The following is an 18718-nucleotide window of genomic DNA, read 5'->3' as shown; positions in this document are numbered from 1 at the left end:
GTAGACTACACAGGTAGGTCACAGACCATACGGCCCCATCGTATAGCGGCCTAGTACTCCGCCCTCTCACGGCGGCAACACCGGTTCAAATCCGGTTGGGGTCACACACTAAAACCCTCCAACCATAGTGTTGGAGGGTTTTTCTTATATGTTTTAACAAACAAAAAACCTCCACCCAAGAACCACAGCAGAACACTCAACAGCCGGTAAGATAAAGCTGTGGAAAAAACAAACACAACACCTCGCACCGCACCAAACATCACCGCAGAACTCGACGCCATGCGCCGAGCACGAGACACACTCGAAAACCTCACACTGCCACTAGAAACCACCGAAGTCGACGAACACCGTGCACTACTGAAAAAAACACGCACCCAACTCGACGACTACGTACTACCACGCCTCGCCACACTCGACGCACCACTAACCGTCGTCGTAGGCGGCTCCACAGGCGCCGGCAAATCAACACTAGTTAACACCCTCCTCGGGCAGGCCATCACACGCTCCGGCGCAATACGCCCCACCACACGCCAACCCGTCCTCATCCACCGCGAAGAAGACGCACCGGCACTGGCCCCAGAACGCATCCTGCCACACCTCGAACGCATCCAAACCCACGACGGAAAACTCGTCGGCGCAGACCCAACACTCACCGACCAAATCTACACCGTCCAAACAGAGAACATACCCGCCGGTATCGCCCTCATCGACGCACCCGACGTAGACTCCGTCAGCGAAGACAACCGCCGACTCGCAAAACAACTACTCTCCGCCGCAGACCTCTGGCTCTTCGTCACCACCGCAAACCGCTACGCCGACGCCGTACCCTGGGAACTACTCACCGAAGCCGCTGCACGCGACATCACTATCGCGGTCGTACTCAACCGTGTACCAGAAGGCGCGGAACAAGAAATTGAAGAAGACCTCCGCCACATGCTACAACGTGCCGGAATCACCCCAGCACACCTACTAACCGTCAACGAACAAGAACGCGACGAACAGGGCATGCTCTCACGCATGAGCATCACCTCACTGATTTACTGGCTCAGCGAACTCGGCGCAAACTCCGAAGAACGCACCCGCATCGCACAACAAACCCTCGAAGGGGCAGTACGCACCGCCGGTGAACGCATCAAAACCCTCGCGCACGCCCAAGAACAACAACACGACACCGCTCAACGGCTCACCTACATCGTCGAAGACTCCTATATTCAAGCCGTCAAAAACGTCATAGAATCCACACAAGACGGCGCACTCCTTCGCGGAGAAGTACTCTCACGCTGGCAAGACTTCGTTGGCACCGGAGAATTCTTCCGCAACATCGAAACCAGTATCGGACGACTGCGCGACAGAGTCTCAGGGATCTTCAGAGGAAAACCCAGCCAAGCCATCGTCGTTGAACAAGCACTCGAAGTCGGCTTGCACTCAGTGATCGTAGAACAGAGCGCACAAGCGGCAGAAAACGTGCAACGCCGCTGGAACGAAGAACGCGCAGGGCGAGCACTCCTTGCCGGAGAAGACCTCGGAAAACTCCCTGAAGACCTCCCCGCAACTGTTGCCGAAGAAATCCGCCAATGGCAACAAGACATCATGAAAATGATGACAGAAGAAGGCGCAGGCAAACGACAACGCGCCCGCTTCCTCTCACTTGGAATCAACGCCACAGCCGTTATTCTCATGGTTGCTGTCTTCTCTATGACCGGCGGACTGACCGGAATTGAAGCCGGTATTGCCGGCGGTTCTGGCGTGGTTGGCACTAAACTCCTCGAAGCAGTCTTCGGAGAAGACGCCGTACGACGTATGGCTCAAGGGGCACGTAAAAACCTCGAACTACGTATCCAAAAAATCTTCTCAGAACACGCCACCACCTTCATCCAAAAAATTGATGAGAACCACCTCGGAGCATCCACCAACGAAGTGCAAGAAGCCGCACGCACTGTTGCGCAGGTTGCTCAACAACTCAAAAGGGGACGCTAAACGATGCCCGCAACACGAGAAAACCACATGACCACACTCTCCGCTAGAGTTGACGCACTCAACCATGCTGTAGAACAAGGCACCGGAAGGGTCGCCCCCGAAACGCTCACCTACGCCCAAGACGTTCTCGACCGCACTAAACGCCGCCGAGAACTCTCCTCAGAACACACCGTCGTTGGGTTCTTTGGGGCAACAGGTTCGGGAAAGTCATCCCTTTTCAATGCCGTCATTGGTGAAGATATTGCCCGTAGTGCAGCACGACGCCCCACCACCTCCACCGCGCAAGCAGCTATCTGGGGTGAAGAAGGCAGCGAACAACTACTGAACTGGCTAGAAGTAGAACACCGTGTCGTGATGGACACCCACCCCGAACACGCTGTGCAAGCACTCAACCAAGCTGATATTCCGCTATCGCACGGGCTGTGGAATAAAGTGCGCTCTGCCATCGGTAAAAGCGCCACCGAAAAACGCTCTGGCGGGCTCATCCTCCTTGACCTACCAGACTTTGATTCCGTCGAAAAAGCAAACCGCCGTATCGTGGAACGTATGGCAGGGTGCGTGGACGTGCTCGTCTGGGTTTTTGATCCACAAAAATATGCTGACGCCGTCATTCACCACGAGTTCATTGCACCCATGGCAGAACACGGCGCGGTCATGATGGCTGTGATGAACCAGTCCGATAAGCTACATGCTGAAGAAATACCTGCTGTTCTCGATTCTCTCGAACGTCTACTTGCAGAAGACGGGCTGAGTCGTTCATTCTTGAGCAAACCCTTGGCGGTCTCGGCACGAACCGGTTATGGTATCGAATCGTTACGCGGGGCGCTTGGGCGAGTTGCTGCCGAAAAATCAGCGGCTCTAGAACGTATCGACGCAGACCTCGACGCTGTCCACCAAAAACTTGGTGAATACGACGGTGGAGGATACCCCGACGGTGTGACCGGCACTGGTGTACGTCTGCTAGATCATGCGCTCTACGAAGCTAGTGGTGCACCTGCTGTTGTGAAAGTTGCTGAAAAATCTTATCGACTGCACGCAAGCGCACATACCGGTTGGATTGCAACCCGTTGGATGCTCAAATTCAAACCAGACCCTCTCAAACGACTCAACTTGCATCGTGCTGGTGAAGAGAAAACGCTCACCCGTTCATCGTTGCCACCGATGAATGAGACGCAAAAGTCAGTGATGAGTTCGGGGATTCGCCGTTTTGCAGATGGCGTCTCGGAAGGGGTTGGGCAGCCGTGGAGTCATAGTATTCGTGAAGCGGCTCGCTCCCGTCAAGAAGAACTTCCTCAAGCGCTTGAACGGTGTATTGCCACTACCGACTATCAGGCTCAGAAAAAACAATGGTGGTGGCATCTGCTGAACATAGTGCAGTGGCTTGCGCTCTTTAGCGCGGTTGCTGGTCTGCTGTGGCTTACCGTTTTAGCGTGTGCCGGATATTTTCAGCTACGCTTACCAGCCCCACCCTATGTGGAAGGGTTCCCGTTCCCGCTCCCCACATTATTAGTGTTGACCGGTATTGGTTTGGGTTTGTGTGTTGGGTTATTGGGGCGTTTCTTCTCGTGGATAGGGCAGAAGTTCTATGCGCGAAAAGTGTCTCGTCAGATTGCTGGTAACATTGCCCATGTCTCTGAAGAGTACATTGTTGATCCTGTACGTTCGGAGGTCAGCAGACATGCCTTGTTCTGTGAATCTTTAGAGCAGGGGCAACGCTAAAAATATTGAGGAGCCGTCGTGCCTGAACAAGAGATAACGTTACCGAAGGAGCTTTCTATCCGCTTATATGAAGAGCGCGATGAGCTTTCTTGGGTGCGTTGTCGTCTCCTCTCCTTTTTAGATTGCAGTTATTTTGACGACGTACACCGCTACCGTGAACTCTACGAAAACCCTGCCGTCTGTGTGGTTGCCACTCGTGGTGAACAGATCGTGGGATTTTTAGATATTGAGTATGAAGAAGTCGCTGGGCAAGTGTGTAGCACCGAGGGGGAGCGTGGCGGTGTGATGTGGCATCTTGGTGTTTTGCCAGAATACCGTCAGATGGGTGTTGCCACGAAAATGTTTGAGTTCGCGTGTGAACGTTTACGCGCTGTCGGCGTTTTTCGTATTCAAGCGTGGACTCAAGACGATGTTCCCGCGAACTCTTGGTACCGTACTCAAGGATTTGAACAATTTACCGCGCATTTGAATGTGTTTGCGCGAGGCCTTATAAGCAAGGGACAGATGAGTGACTTGCTACCTGGTATTGAAGATTCGTGGAAGTATCTTCCGCATATTCGTTCGCTGAACTTTGAGGCCCCTTGTGAAGCGCGTGAAGAGTTAGAGCGGCTCAGCTACCGTATCCATGAGGTGCGTGGCTATGAGTTGAATCTACAACCTGAGACTTCACCGAATATGTAGAGGTGTGCTAAAACTTTTTGATAACGCTACGGCCCCTGTTGGCGTGTATTTTCCTTTGTGAAAGTTTCTTGGAAGATACACCCTTGGGGGTGCCGTAGTTTTTTGTCTCGTAGTGTTTTAGGAGGCGTTGCGTAGCGCGTCAGTTAGTTGTGCTGCGGCTTGGCAGACAACTTCTGCGTGGAGTCGCCCCGGCTGACGGGTGAGACGTTCAATGGGGCCAGAGATAGAGATAGCGGCGATGACTTTACCGGTTGGTCCGTGTACAGGTGCCGAAACTGAGGCTGTGCCGCGTTCTCTTTCTCCTACGGATTGTGCCCAGCCACGTCTACGAACTGCCGCTAACATGGTGGCGGTAAAGCGTGCGTTGCGTAGGCCTTCAAGAAGTCGAGAGTGATCTTCCCATGCGGTGAGTATTTGTGCGGCGGAGCCTGCCTTCATGGAAAGTTGTGTTCCTACGGGGATGGTGTCGCGTAGTCCGATGGGGCGTTCTGCTGAGGCGACGCATACACGCCAGTCTCCTTGACGGCGGTACACCTGAGAACTTTCGCCGGTAACGTTTCTGAGGTTGTTGAGGATAGGGCCGGCGGCACTAATGAGTCGGTCTTCGCCGGAGGCGGAGGAGAGCTCGCCAATACGTGGGCCGAGGGCGAATCGTCCTTGGGAGTCTCGTGAGACGAGCCGGTGGTGGACGAGTGCTACTGCTAGGCGGTGTGCGGTAGGGCGAGCGAGCGCGGTTGCTTCAACGAGTTGGGAGAGGGATGCAGGGCCAGACTCGAGTCGGTTGAGGATGGCTGCTGCTTTGTCGAGAACTCCTACCCCTGAGGATGTTTTGAGTTCTGGTTTGTCGTTGGTCATGGATTCCTCCAAGTGTGTAGCGTGGGGGACGCTTGATAGGTGCTTCATAGGTAGATGCTACTTAATCAGCACCATGATAGATATTTATGCATGTGTAGGTAAAATTATTACATTCTCAATATGTGATATGCAAGTTCATTTTATGGAAAGTTCCACTCTTTCTCGACAAAATATAAACAACATCACCACAGCACAAGGAAAAACCATGAAAGAAAGCACCCCAGACGCCCACATACACACACCCCGCACCCTCGCCGAAAAAGTATGGCAAGCCCACACCGTCGTCACCGGAGACAACGGAAAACCAGACCTACTCTACATCGACCTCCACCTCGTCCACGAAGTCACCTCACCCCAAGCATTCGAAGGCCTACGACTCGAACAACGCCCCCTACGGAGACTCGACCTCACCATCGCCACCGAAGACCACAACACACCCACCGAAAACATCTTCACCACCATCGCCGACCTCACCTCACGCACCCAAATCGAAACACTCCGCAAAAACGCCCAAGAATTCGGCGTACGCATCCACTCACTCGGAGACATCGAACAAGGCATCGTCCACGTCGTCGGCCCCCAACTCGGACTCACCATGCCCGGAATGACCATCGTCTGCGGAGACTCCCACACCTCCACCCACGGAGCATTCGGCGCACTCGCCTTCGGTATCGGAACCTCAGAAGTCGAACACGTCATGGCAACACAAACACTGCCACTAGCACCCTTCAAAACCATGGCCATCAACGTCGAAGGCACCCTCAAACCAGGAGTCACCGCCAAAGACATCATCCTCGCCGTCATCGCCGAAATCGGCACCGGCGGAGGACAAGGCTACGTCCTCGAATACCGCGGTTCCGCCATCCGCTCACTCTCGATGGAAGGACGCATGACCATGTGCAACATGTCCATCGAAGCCGGAGCACGCGCCGGAATGGTCGCCCCCGACGAAACCACCTTCGAATACGTCAAAGGACGCGAACACGCCCCCACCGGAAAAGACTGGGAAGAAGCGCTCGCCTACTGGAAAACCCTACCCACCGACGAAGGCGCTGTCTTTGACCGAGAAATCTTCATCAACGCAGACGAACTAGAACCCTTCGTCACCTGGGGAACCAACCCCGGACAAGGCGTACCACTATCACACAACGTGCCACACCCCGAAGACTTCGCAGAAGAAAACGACAAAGTAGCCGCAGCGAAAGCCCTCGAATATATGGGACTCACCGCAGGCACCCCCATGAAAGACATCCCTGTAGACGTCGTATTCCTCGGCTCCTGCACCAACTCCCGCATCGAAGACCTACGCGCCGCAGCAGACATCATTAACGGACAAAAAATTGCCCCCGGTGTGCGTATGATGGTCGTCCCCGGTTCCCAAAAAGTACGTGCACAAGCAGAAGCCGAAGGCCTCGACAAAATCTTCCAAAACTTTGGTGCAGATTGGCGTTTTGCCGGATGCTCCATGTGCCTCGGCATGAACCCCGACCAACTCGCACCAGGGGAGCGCTGCGCCTCCACCTCCAACCGAAACTTTGAAGGACGCCAAGGCAAAGGTGGACGCACCCACCTCGTCTCACCATTAGTCGCAGCAGCCACCGCCATCCGCGGTACACTTAGCTGCCCCAGCGACCTCTAAGCCCAACACCACACAAATAAGCCGCCCAACGCACAAGGAACACAACACCGATGGAACCCATCATCAAACACACCGGAATCGGAGTACCACTACACGCCTCCAACGTAGACACCGACCAAATCATCCCCGCCGTCTACCTCAAACGCGTCACCAAAACAGGATTCGACGACGCACTCTTTGCCAACTGGCGCAAAGACGAAAACTTCATCCTCAACCAAGAACCCTACAAACACGGCAGCGTACTAGTTGCAGGCCCCGACTTTGGCACTGGTTCTTCCCGTGAACACGCCGTATGGGCACTCAAAGACTATGGGTTCAAAGTCGTTATCTCCGCACGCTTTGCCGACATCTTCCGCGGAAACTCCGGAAAACAAGGACTGGTCGCCGCCCAAGTACGTCAAGATGACGTTGAACTTATCTGGAAAACCCTCGATAACGAACCCGGTACAGAAATTACCGTAGATCTCGAAACTAAAACCATTACTTGCGGGGCACTGACCGTACCTTTCCACATCGACGACTACGTCCGGTGGCGTCTCATGGAAGGACTCGACGATATCGGGCTCACACTCCAACACGAGGACGCCATCACCGAATACGAAAAAAACCGTCCAGCATGGCTACCTAAAACCCAATAAAATAGGTAACACCATTTTGTGCCAACATAAAAGGGGACAAGCTTTACCCTCTTGATAAAGTTCACAGTGTACCGAATAGCACCCAAAACCCCTAAAAACTCGTGAAAAAATGTCATGAGAACCGCTTTTTGATATTGAACACTCAAACTAAACACAAAGACAGGGCTCTCATGACTTATTGTTAAGTAAAGTTCACTGTAGTTTTATGTGGACGACTCTTCATACGAGAGTCCAAAAACATAGGCACAGCACCAAGCTATGCCGGATCGCTCGCACATAAAGAACATCCGGTTCTTACTTATACGATTGGAAGCATATGATCAGCGCACTGCGAATTGAAGGTGGAACCCCACTAGTAGGTGAAGTGAAAGTACGCGGAGCTAAAAACCTCGTACCTAAAGCAATGGTTGCTGCTCTCTTAGGCAGCTCACCTTCTCTATTGCGCAATGTTCCAGAAATCAAAGACGTCAAGGTCGTTACCGACCTCGTAGAACTACACGGCGTCACCGTCGAACACAACCGCGAAACCGGTGAACTAACACTCGACCCAAGCAACGTCTCCCGCGCCGAAAACGCAGACATCCACGCACACGCAGGAGACTCCCGCATCCCCATCCTGCTTTGCGGACCACTACTACACACCCTCGGCGAAGCCTTCATCCCAGACCTTGGCGGCTGCCGTATCGGCGACCGCCCCGTAGACTTCCACTTCAAAGTACTTCAAGACTTCGGCGCAAAAATCGATAAGCAAGAAAACGGCATTTCAATTAAAGCCCCTAAAGACGGTCTCAAAGGTAACACCATCAAACTCGACTACCCTTCTGTAGGCACCACCGAGCAAGTTCTGCTCACCGCTGTCCTCGCACAAGGTAAAACCGAGCTTAAAAACGCTGCCGTTGAGCCTGAAATCATGGATCTTATTGCCGTCTTACAGAAAATGGGCGCGGTCATCACCGTCGAAACAGACCGACAAATCATCATCGAAGGCACCGACCGTCTCGAAGGATACACGCACGACGCACTACCAGACCGCAACGAAGCAGCATCATGGGCATCCGCCGCTCTTGCAACCGGTGGCGACATCTTCGTCCGTGGCGCACACCAAAAAGACATGAGCACCTACCTCAACGTCTTCCGCAAAATGGGTGGTGGCCTCGACATCCGCACCGACGGTATCCGCTTCTATCACCCCGGTACTGAGCTGAACCCGCTCTTCCTCGAAACCAACGTTCACCCTGGCTTCATGACAGACTGGCAACAGCCCCTCGTCGTCGCGATGACCCAAGCACAAGGCGTCTCTGTACTTCACGAAACCGTCTACGAAAACCGTTTCGGCTTCACCGACGCACTCATCAAGATGGGCGCAACCGTACAAGTTCACCGCGACTGCCTTGGCCCTACCGAATGCCGTTTCGGAAATAAGAACTTCCGCCACTCCGCAATCATCACCGGAAAATCAAAACTTCGTGGCGCAGACATCAACGTCCCAGACCTCCGCGGTGGCTTCTCCCACGTTATCGCTGCACTTGCTGCAGAAGGCACCTCAAACGTCACCGGAGTATCTGTCATCTCCCGCGGTTACGAACACTTTGGTGACAAGCTCACAGCCCTTGGCGCAAAATTTGAGGTTATCGACTAAAATGGCAGGTTCACAGCCACGGCAAGCATTGACAGGACTTAAACCCACTCCTTCTGGTGACGCACTATACCGCGTACTAGGACACAGTGCACGAGTGCTCTACCACTGCTTAATGGGACTGAAAATCGAGGGAATTGAAAAACTCCCACGAGACCGCGGATACCTCGTCGTCTCTAACCACCTTTCAGAAGTAGACCCCATTACGATTGCCTACCCTGTGTTCCTCACCGGAACTTTACCCAGATTCTTAGCAAAAGAATCACTCTTTAGAGCACCCGTCATCGGCTGGATTCTTCGCAAACTTGCTCACATCCCCGTGGCACGAGGATCCATCGACGCGCGTAAATCATTAGAGACCGCGCAAAACGTGCTCGAATCTGGGGGAGCTGTGGTCATCTACCCTGAAGGAACTCTCTCCGAAGACCCCCAAGGGTGGATGATTGCAGCACGAACCGGCGCCGCACGACTCGCCTTCGCAACAGGAGTTCCTGTCTACCCCATCGCCCACTGGGGAGACCAAGAATTTCTATCCCCAACAGGTAAGTTCCGCCCTTTCCCTCGTAAAAAAGTGCAGGTTAAAATCGGTGACCCCATCGACTTCTCTGACCTTCAAGGAAGCAGCCCAGCAGCGGCACCCACTAGAGAAGACCTCACCACTGCCACAGAGCGTATGGTCTCAGCCATTACCGCACTATTAGAAGACATCCGAGGTGAAAAAGAGCCAGAAGGGCGATGGAACCCCATCACCAGACGGCGCGAACTACCCGGAGAAAAACATTAGGAGAACCATGAGCGTTGCCCCAGCTACCACAGCCCAAAACACCAACAACATCCGCAAAATTGCTGTTCTTGGCGCCGGTAGCTGGGGCACTGCTTTTGCTAAAATCACCGCAGACACCGCACGCGAAAAGAACAGCGGAATACAAACCATCCTCTGGGGACGAAACCCCGAACGTATGGAACAATGCCGTGCTACACGGATGAACACCGCATACTTTCCACAGCTCGTGTTGCCGGAGAACCTAGAGTACACCTCCAACATCTTGGAAGCCTTAGCCGGCGCCGACATCATTGTGCTAGCAATACCAGCACAATCATTGCGCGAACAGCTCAAAAACTTCATCACACACATCCCTCCACATGCGATTCTGATATCACTTGCTAAAGGGTTAGAACAAAACACTGGGCTAAGAATGTCCGAAGTGATTGTTCAAGTTCTTGAAGAAGCTGGAGACCCTCACGCCATCGAACGCGTAGCTGTGCTCTCAGGCCCCAACCTCGCCCGAGAAATTGTTGCAGAACAACCGACAGCTTCTGTTATCGCCGCACACCACGAAACTACTGCAGCGCTACTGGCTGAACTATGCAACTGCTCATATTTTCGCCCCTACACAGGAACCGATATTATTGGTGTAGAAATAGGCGGAATTGTCAAAAACATTATCGCCTTATGCGTGGGAATCTGCGAAGGAAAAGACTACGGAGATAACTCCAAAGCATCAGTGATGACCCGTGGCCTTGCCGAGACTACCCGCTTAGCAGTAGCGCTCGGTGCAGACCCCCAAACATTGAGCGGACTAGCCGGCATGGGCGACCTCATCGCAACCTGTTCCTCTTCTCTCTCACGAAACCACACTGCCGGGCGACTACTGGCTGAGGGAGTACGACCAGAACAACTCAATGAAGTGATGACACAAACTGCAGAATCTATCAAGTCGGCTGCAGCCGTCGTCGAACTTGCCCATCAACACCACGTTGAAATGCCTATCTGTGAAGCTGTCGTGGCAGTATTGAACGGAACCCTGACCGTTGAAACTCTTGCCCCACGACTTCTTGGCAGAACCCTCAAACACGAAAACCATACACAACGCTAGAATAAGTGTTGTTACTTTTCCCCGACACCCCTAAAAGAGACTTTGAGAGAGTTACATGTCTAATAGCACCGTTACCAAACCCACCGTTGCAGTACTTGCCGGTGGAACATCTTCAGAACATTCCGTGTCTCTTGTGAGCGCATCGGGTGTACTCAACGCCATTGATACTCAAACCTACGATGTTGTCGTTATCGGCATCACCGAAGAAGGCCGCTGGTATTTAAGCTCTCCTGAAGAAATCAACAAACTCGTGAACGAAGCGGCACAAGAAACAGCTCAAACAGGCAAAGAAGTCAAAGCATACTTCCGCGGTTCACAAGAACAAGTTTTCCTTCCCCTCGGTGAAGGCGACTCAAAACTTCGTCTATGCTCAGAAGGCGCTACAGAATTTCGTCTAGGCCCTAGCATCGACGTCGTATTCCCCGTCCTGCACGGACCCTTTGGCGAAGACGGAACGGTGCAAGGTCTCCTCGAAAGTGCAGGCCTCAAATACGTTGGATGTGGTGTTGCATCTTCTGCTATCGGTATGGATAAGCACTTCATGAAAGTTGCGTTTGAATCTGCTGGACTGGATGTTGGACCCTACGTCGTCGTCACACACCGCCAATGGAAAATGAACCCTGAACAAGCTCGACAAGAGATTAACAAACTCGGATACCCCGTGTTCGTCAAACCAGCGCGTGCTGGTTCCTCCTACGGAATTAGCAAAGTTGAATGTGAAGCAGACCTAGACGCCGCTATTGCCGAAGCACAAAAACACGACCCCAAAATTATTATTGAAGCAGGTATTGACGGTCGCGAACTCGAATGTGCCGTACTTGAAGTGTCTTCTACGGAACTTCCCATCAGCTCATATGTTGGTGAAATTATCAATGAGGACCAAAAATTCTATGACAGCACAGAAAAATATGATCCTAAGAGCAAGACCAAAACAGTTTGTCCTGCCACATTAGATGAAGACACCCATACACGTCTTCGTGCTCTAGCAGTTCAGGCTTTCCTCTCCCTAGACTGCGAAGGTCTTGCTCGTGCAGACTTCTTCTACACTCAAGAAGGAAAGCTCGTTATCAACGAAGTGAACACGATGCCTGGCTTTACTCCTATCAGCATGTATAAAACAATGTGGGAGAAAACTGGACTCAAATACACAGATCTCGTAGATCGTCTTATTGCATTGGCCCTTGAGCGCCCACTAGGCTTGCGCTAAAACCTAAGAATTCCTCTCATCATGGCAACAAGCTTTTAATCAGGAGTTTGGCTAACACAGAGACGTTAGCCAAACTCCTGATGATGTTTAAGAATCTAAACGGAGCTCGTCACTAAGGTTCGTGCACACCTTAGTCTGGGGGAGCTGTTTCACCGCCGAACTAAGGTGAACTAATAACGTCGAGGAAGAAATTTTTTCGGCGTCAAAAGTGACACGTATGGCTGGAGAACGTCCAAAAGTTGTAGCATCCCACGTTCCTGTTGGCTGCTGAACCGACTGCTGAGCCTGTTCTTGTTCTTTTGAAGGTTTAAGAATCCAATCTACGCCATTGACAGAAACACAAGGGTCTGACACCGGCTCCTGTACACTCACCCCGCATTTGAGAACCACAACACTTGGATTCCCCCACGCTGTTGTCGCTTGAGCGGTAGTCTCCCGTTGAGAAAAACCACCAAGTTCTTGAGGCATCGCCACCATCGCATACGCACAACGTGGGTTCGCTGCATCTTCTGCAGGGGTCAGGTACACCGCACCAGCACCACATCCGCTGAGCGGCATAGTCGCTAGGCAGAGTGCAGAGGTGACACGAACAGAGGTTTTCTTCAAGATACTCACGTTCTCATTCTATCGTCGTACTCACGAAAATACCTCTTCACACTACTCGCGTACCCTCCCAGACACCTGATAGTGTGGGTAAAAAGCTTGACATTTTATGGAAGAATGAAGGAGGTTTACATGGCTAAACAACACAGTATTCTTGCTGTTACCGCAAGCGCTCTATGCGCGTTGGCTACATCTTTTATGACATTTCCGGCAGATGCCCAAGACGCTTTACCTCCTACTCATGAATCAATAGCCTCTCCAACGGCGCTACCATCGACTCCGCTCAATCCTCCTACCACGCAAACACCAACGGCAGAACCTACCGTGCCAGCGGACCGAGAAGAACCTACACCACCCATAAATTCTGAGCCTACAACAACACCATCTGCCCCCGCTGAGGGAGGGGGCATTCTTCCTTCCCCCAGTCCCTCCTCATCACCAGCACCCACACCTTCCGCCTCATCAGAGCCTAGTGCACCTCAAACACCAACACCTGAGACGACTCAACCTAGTGAACCAACAGAACCTAGCCCATCTCAAGATCCAACACCCAAAAAGCCTGATGAGGGAATTGGCGCTGGCGCCAACACTACTCCTGCGCCACCTCAAACATCAGAACCGACAGTTGCCCCATCACCAGCACCAACAACACCTGAACGTGAAAACTCACCTGCAACTGGGCAAGAAGGAAATACCACAGCTGACCGTGAAGAAACTTATCAGCAACTTCACCAATACGAGACCGTTACACCCGAACTTCCTAACAACACACCTCAAAACGAGCTACCTGAAGAAGCTACTCAAGATAGAACCTTCTCTATGCAAGAACAGCTCAATAGCTTAGGAACACCACTAGAGCCATCCTCTTTCGCAGAGACAAACTCTACGGGAAACAACTCACCCAACTTCGCCAATAATGACCGAAAAAACGCTCAACCTAATACTGCAGAATGGGTGGAAGACTACCTCAATAACAGTCATAAAACTGCTCATACTGAAAAGAACGCTCAACGTTTAGGCGTATTCGGCACTGAATCTGCAGAACATAGCTCAAATACGGTGACTGCTTCAAGCGCACGCACCCGCGGTAAAGCCATCATCGAAGGATATATACCCACCGTCCTATTCTCTCTTTTTGGGCTTGGCGGAATCTTCTACGTCATCCGTCAATTTATGCGCGAATCAACAGCTAAAGACCTATGAACCTTACCTCGCGCGTCAAAGACTTTAACGAAGAACAACTCTTAGAAATGTTCTTACCCATCTTTGAAGAACACAATCAACGTGTTGCACAAAGACTCGAAAAGGTTCACAAACCGAACCCCTGTATTCTTGGTGCAGGAGATGACAGCGCCATCTTCTCTTTTAACCAGGGGCTAACCGTGATGAGTATTGATACTCAAACAGAGAATCAAGACTTTCGCACCCAATGGGTGAGTGGCCACCAAAGTAGCGGATACGATGTCGGCTGGAAACTCGTCACCCAAAACATTGCAGATATTGTGGCCATGCGTGCAGTACCTCAAACGCTATTGATAAGTCTTAGCCTTCCACCACAGACACCTTGCCAATGGCTACAAGACTGCGCACACGGAGTTGTCGATGCCTTATCCCATAACGAAGCTCAAGAATGCACAATCTCTGGGGGAGACCTTGGCGCATCAACAGAAATATCTATTACCGTCACCGCGGTAGGACGGTGTCTAGGCGAACCGGTACGACGTAATAACGCACGTCCTGCCGACGTTATCGCCGTTGCCGGTGAACTTGGCACTGCCGCGGCGGGGCTTGCCCTCCTTGATAGTCCCGAATTTTTAGGGGTTAATAACCCTGAATTATTAGACCTTGTATATACCCAAAAACGTCCCAGCACGCCTCTAACACTTGGGTTATCTGCAGAAAATGCTCATTCCATGATGGACATTTCAGATGGGCTTATACGTGACGGGCAACGTATCGCCAAAGCGTCAAAAGTCTCGATGGATTTCTCTCTTCACCTTCTAGAAAAAGACCTGAAGAAGCTTCTCCCCGCCGCCCAGTGGCTCTGCCAACATACTCAAAAATACGCAACATCCACCCCCGAGCACCTGGCGAAACAATGGGTTCTATACGGGGGAGAAAACCACTCTATGCTGGCAACTTTTTCATCGTCAGAAAAGCTCCCTCAAGGTTTTAGAGCCGTTGGCACATGCACTATTGCCACCTCCACACCACAACTTTTTATTAATCACGAACCTGCAACAGAATACGGGTGGGATCACTTCTCATAACCTTGCACCTTATGCGAAATAAAGATTATGGTTCTGCCTGATACGTTTCTATAATGTCTCTTAGATAACGCACCACCCACACATGAGGAAGAGTCAATGAGCGCGATGAAGAACACTCTCAACGTCATATCTGTGTGGCCTCAATGGTGTCAAGAATCTACACAAATATTGAGCAAATACTGCCAACAACTCAACGACATTAATTTCTTCCCCGTCCCTGATAGCGATACTGGTTCTAACCTACTAGCTACCTGCCGTACTCTTTGCGAACATCTACACAACGGATGCGACCCCACTGACGCAGCACAAGAAACCTTACGGACAAGCCGCGGCAACTCCGGAACATTACTCTCAGCATGGTTCAACGCTCTGACCCGCTCACTAGGAAACGACGGAGAACTCACCCCCGAAGCGTTGCACCTTGGATTATTTATCGCTCAAGAACACGCCCATGCCACCATGATAGAACCTGCCGAAGCAACTATGCTCACGGTCATGTCGGATATTGCGCGGGCACCTATTACAACCTCGCATACTGAAGAACACATGTTCTTCCTCGCCGAATGTGCCTATCAGAGCGCCGCCTCAACCCGCCACGTACACGGTAGTGCAGATGCTGGGGCAGTCGGACTGTTCTTGGTCATCAACGCGCTCAGTAGCGTGTTAAACGGAAAAAGCATCGACGAGACAACGACGAACGACCTGTTTCAAATACCTGCCGAACTACTCGGTGAGCCGGATACACCGCCTGATGAACTGCGCGAACTCCTTTGCGAAATAGCGTTACCTCTAGAAAAAATGATGTTTTTGCGTTCACAATTAGAAGTATCTGGTCAGAGTCTAGCTGTCGCTATGATTGATCAAACAGCGGACATCCCTCATTGGCGTATCCACATTCACGTGAAAGACCCACAACAAGTGAAAGAACTTCTCGAACAATACGGCACCGTTGAGAACCTCGAAATCCTAGCACTATGACCAAAACACCCAAAGACCAAACACTTTTCGACGCTGTTGCAGAAACACAGAAAACAACCTCATCAACACCAAAACGTTCACAAACATCGGCTACAACACCCAAGAAAAGCACCAAAAAACCGGCGAAAAAAACACCTAAGACTCGTCGAACACCCCAAAATACGGCTCAAACCGCCACCGAACATCAAGAACTCACCCAAAAAATTCACCAAAAATACCACCAAGAAGCACGCCTCGAGAACACAAAACTTAGCGTCTACCTCGGAAAAACTCTTGCCGCGCAATTATCAAAACACCTTGGCGTGCACACCGTTGAAGAACTGCTCAACTACCACCCCAAAAAATACCTCCCACGAGGCAAACTCACGCCCTTCTCCGAACTAGAATACGAACAAGACGTCACACTCATGGCACAAGTGGTCGACGTCCGTACCCGATCCATGCGTTCTCGTCGAGGTTCTATCACCGAAATTATTATTAGTGACCAACTCTCTGACGAAGAAGACCATAACGACGAAGCGCCCCTTGGCACTGTCTACAGTTACCGAACCCAAAAACCCAGCCATCCGCTGCTCACAGGTTCTGCCAGCGGATACTCTGACAGCTACGGTACGTTACCCTCACCGGCACACCAACTACACGGATACGCTCACCCCAGTAACGCCCACCGTATGACCCTCACCTTCTTCAACGCGTGGTCTGCAGCACGAGACATGCAAACAGGAGATCATGTCCTCTTCTCTGGAAAAGTAGGTGCCTACAAAGGAGAACTGACCCTCACCAACCCCCACTATGCTGTGATCGGCGAATATCATCGTGCTACCGGAGACAACGTCTCATCACACGCCTACACTCAAGCACACGCACCCATTCCCGTCTACCGCGCAAACGCTAAATTTCCAACCGATAGAATCAGCGCCGCTATCGCAGAACTCCTTGACCACGCGCCATTATCTGAACTAGAAGACCCACTCCCACCAGAAACACGACACAAACGAAAAATACCGACACTGGCATGGACGTACCGTGCTCTACATACCCCCGATAGTGACGACACCTGGAAACAAGCTCAACATTCCTTACGCTATCGAGAAGCTTTCATCCTCCAAAGCGCGCTGGCTCGTATCCGCGCTCAACGCGCAGAACACACCACCGACTCGTGGCCATACCTCAAAAACGGGTACGCACAACGTCTTCTCGAACTCTTGCCCTACCAACTAACAGACGGACAAAAAAATGTAGGAGAAGAAATACGTCAAGACCTCAGCCAACGCACCCCCATGAATCGCCTATTACAAGGCGACGTCGGCTCCGGAAAAACCGTTGTGGCGCTACGAGCCATGCTTCAAGTCATAGACTCCGGCGGACAAGCCGCAATGCTTGCCCCCACCGAAGTCCTTGCCGAACAACATTACCAATCGGTGTGCGAAATCCTACGCCCGCTCACCAGCCACAACGACGATGAACCACCTGTATGCGTGCGTCTGCTCAAAGCGTCCATGCCCGCTTCGGAGAAAAAACAGGTTCTTCTTGACATCGCATCTGGTGCAGCTGATATCGTCATCGGCACTCACGCGCTACTAAGTTCTGACGTGAACTTTGCGCGCCTCGGTTTAGCTGTCGTTGACGAACAACACCGTTTCGGCGTTGAACAACGTGATAGCTTACGCAACGCAGACGGAGAACTGCCGCACCGTTTAGTCATGACAGCAACACCCATTCCGCGTACCGTCGCTATGACAGTTTTTGGCGACCTCGATATTTCTATACTCGACCAACTACCAGCAGGTCGCCAAAAAATTAAAAGTATTGTTGTTCCTTTAGCAGAACACCCACACTGGGAGCACCGTCTTTGGGAACGCGCTCGCGAAGAAATCGATGCGGGGCATCAGGTGTATGTCGTTGTTCCTAAAGTTGGTGAGGACATTTCAGAAGATGAGGTGTCTTCTGAGGCCGAACATCTTTTCTCGACAGATCAGGGTAGTTCTCAGAAGAAGCTTCATTCGGCGATAGAAGTTCTCGAGAAACTTTCTCATATGCCGGTGCTTTCTGGTGTGCGTATCGATATGCTTCATGGGCGTTTGGATACTCAGACAAAAGCTCACGTGATGCAGAGCTTTAGCGAAGGCGATATTCAGCTTTTAGTGTGTACTACTGTTGTTGAAGTTGGTGTTAACGTCCCGAACGCAACGCTTATGATGATTCTAGATGCGGATCGTTTTGGTATTTCTGGTTTGCATCAGCTTCGCGGTCGTATTGGGCGTGGGCAGCTTCCGGGAACGTGTCTTTTGGTCACGGAGCAAGAGCAGGGGAGCCCTTCACGAGATCGTTTAGACGCGGTAGCTTCTACAACAGATGGGTTTGAGCTTTCAAGGATTGATTTACGTCAGCGCCGTGAGGGAGATATTCTTGGTGCTGCCCAATCGGGCAAAAAGAGCACCCTTAAATTGTTAAGAGCGATTGATGACGCCGACATTATTGAAAAGGCCCGTGAAGATGCTCGTCTTCTCATTGAAGAAGACCCCACGTTAGGTAAACATCCTGATGTGGCGAGATGGATTGAACGTTTTGTGGGTGCTGAACATGAACAATTCCTCTCACGAGGATGATGGAACGGGGTTTTATATGATGGTTGATA

Annotated in this window: 15 protein-coding genes and 1 tRNA gene; 14 read left to right on the top strand and 2 right to left on the bottom strand. The window is 51.7% G+C overall.

The window, feature by feature from the left end; genetic code table 11:
- Window positions 1-31: 31 nt before the first annotated feature.
- From ACN083_RS03415 to ACN083_RS03400, 4 genes are all read left to right on the top strand, one after another.
- Window positions 32-104 (top strand) — tRNA-Glu (locus tag ACN083_RS03415).
- Window positions 105-219: 115 nt separating this feature from the next.
- The gene (locus ACN083_RS03410; RefSeq protein WP_419101424.1) at window positions 220-1977 is read left to right on the top strand and encodes a dynamin family protein; all 1758 of its coding nucleotides are present in this window, start codon (window positions 220-222) and stop codon (window positions 1975-1977) included.
- 3 nt (window positions 1978-1980) lie between these two features.
- The gene (locus ACN083_RS03405) at window positions 1981-3696 is read left to right on the top strand and encodes a dynamin family protein (RefSeq protein ID WP_419101423.1); all 1716 of its coding nucleotides are present in this window, start codon (window positions 1981-1983) and stop codon (window positions 3694-3696) included.
- An 18-nt stretch (window positions 3697-3714) separates the two neighbouring features.
- Window positions 3715-4377: a GNAT family N-acetyltransferase gene (locus ACN083_RS03400; protein ID WP_419101422.1), complete on the top strand. Its 663-nt coding sequence runs from the start codon at window positions 3715-3717 to the stop codon at window positions 4375-4377.
- Between the two features lie 117 nt (window positions 4378-4494).
- Here the strand turns inward: ACN083_RS03400 and ACN083_RS03395 are convergent, their stop codons facing one another.
- Window positions 4495-5232, bottom strand: a complete 738-nt coding sequence (locus ACN083_RS03395; RefSeq protein ID WP_419101421.1) for an IclR family transcriptional regulator — start codon at window positions 5230-5232, stop codon at window positions 4495-4497.
- Between the two features lie 205 nt (window positions 5233-5437).
- Here ACN083_RS03395 and leuC point away from each other — a divergent pair, with 205 nt between their 5' ends.
- The 6 genes from leuC (at window position 5438) to ACN083_RS03365 (ending at window position 12229) form a co-directional block, all read left to right on the top strand.
- A complete protein-coding gene (leuC, locus tag ACN083_RS03390; protein ID WP_419101420.1) occupies window positions 5438-6871 on the top strand; it encodes a 3-isopropylmalate dehydratase large subunit in 1434 nt (477 codons plus the stop codon).
- Between the two features lie 50 nt (window positions 6872-6921).
- A complete protein-coding gene (gene leuD, locus ACN083_RS03385) occupies window positions 6922-7509 on the top strand; it encodes a 3-isopropylmalate dehydratase small subunit (protein WP_419101419.1) in 588 nt (195 codons plus the stop codon).
- Between the two features lie 316 nt (window positions 7510-7825).
- Window positions 7826-9148, top strand: a complete 1323-nt coding sequence (gene murA / locus ACN083_RS03380; protein WP_419101418.1) for a UDP-N-acetylglucosamine 1-carboxyvinyltransferase — start codon at window positions 7826-7828, stop codon at window positions 9146-9148.
- Between the two features lies 1 nt (window position 9149).
- On the top strand, window positions 9150-9929 hold the full coding sequence (locus ACN083_RS03375; RefSeq protein ID WP_419101417.1) for a lysophospholipid acyltransferase family protein: 780 nt from the start codon (window positions 9150-9152) through the stop codon (window positions 9927-9929).
- A gap of 7 nt (window positions 9930-9936) precedes the next feature.
- Window positions 9937-11022 (top strand): NAD(P)H-dependent glycerol-3-phosphate dehydrogenase, encoded by a 1086-nt coding sequence (locus ACN083_RS03370; protein WP_419101416.1) that lies wholly within the window; start codon window positions 9937-9939, stop codon window positions 11020-11022.
- A gap of 55 nt (window positions 11023-11077) precedes the next feature.
- Window positions 11078-12229, top strand: coding sequence for a D-alanine--D-alanine ligase family protein (locus tag ACN083_RS03365; RefSeq protein WP_419101415.1), 1152 nt, complete (start codon window positions 11078-11080; stop codon window positions 12227-12229).
- Between the two features lie 87 nt (window positions 12230-12316).
- On the opposite strand, the gene ACN083_RS03360 is transcribed toward ACN083_RS03365, so the two are convergent.
- Window positions 12317-12844 (bottom strand): DUF3515 domain-containing protein, encoded by a 528-nt coding sequence (locus ACN083_RS03360; protein WP_419101414.1) that lies wholly within the window; start codon window positions 12842-12844, stop codon window positions 12317-12319.
- Between the two features lie 120 nt (window positions 12845-12964).
- Between ACN083_RS03360 and ACN083_RS03355 the strand changes: the two genes are divergently transcribed.
- The 4 genes from ACN083_RS03355 (at window position 12965) to ACN083_RS03340 (ending at window position 18689) form a co-directional block, all read left to right on the top strand.
- Complete coding sequence (locus ACN083_RS03355) at window positions 12965-14035, top strand: hypothetical protein (RefSeq protein WP_419101413.1); 1071 nt, start codon at window positions 12965-12967, stop codon at window positions 14033-14035.
- Window positions 14032-15102: a thiamine-phosphate kinase gene (locus ACN083_RS03350; protein ID WP_419101412.1), complete on the top strand. Its 1071-nt coding sequence runs from the start codon at window positions 14032-14034 to the stop codon at window positions 15100-15102. Before ACN083_RS03355 ends, ACN083_RS03350 begins: the two co-directional genes overlap by 4 nt.
- A 96-nt stretch (window positions 15103-15198) precedes the next feature.
- Window positions 15199-16080 carry a DAK2 domain-containing protein gene (locus ACN083_RS03345; protein WP_419101411.1) on the top strand — a complete coding sequence of 294 codons (882 nt, stop codon included), beginning with the start codon at window positions 15199-15201 and terminating at the stop codon, window positions 16078-16080.
- Window positions 16077-18689: an ATP-dependent DNA helicase RecG gene (locus ACN083_RS03340; protein ID WP_419101410.1), complete on the top strand. Its 2613-nt coding sequence runs from the start codon at window positions 16077-16079 to the stop codon at window positions 18687-18689. Before ACN083_RS03345 ends, ACN083_RS03340 begins: the two co-directional genes overlap by 4 nt.
- Window positions 18690-18718: the final 29 nt, after the last annotated feature.

The sequence above is a fragment of the Rothia sp. CCM 9418 genome, assembly GCF_048512825.1.
Lineage (GTDB): Bacteria > Actinomycetota > Actinomycetes > Actinomycetales > Micrococcaceae > Rothia.
Note: the sequence above shows the minus strand (reverse complement) of the source record. Positions and strands in the feature narration are given on the sequence as shown.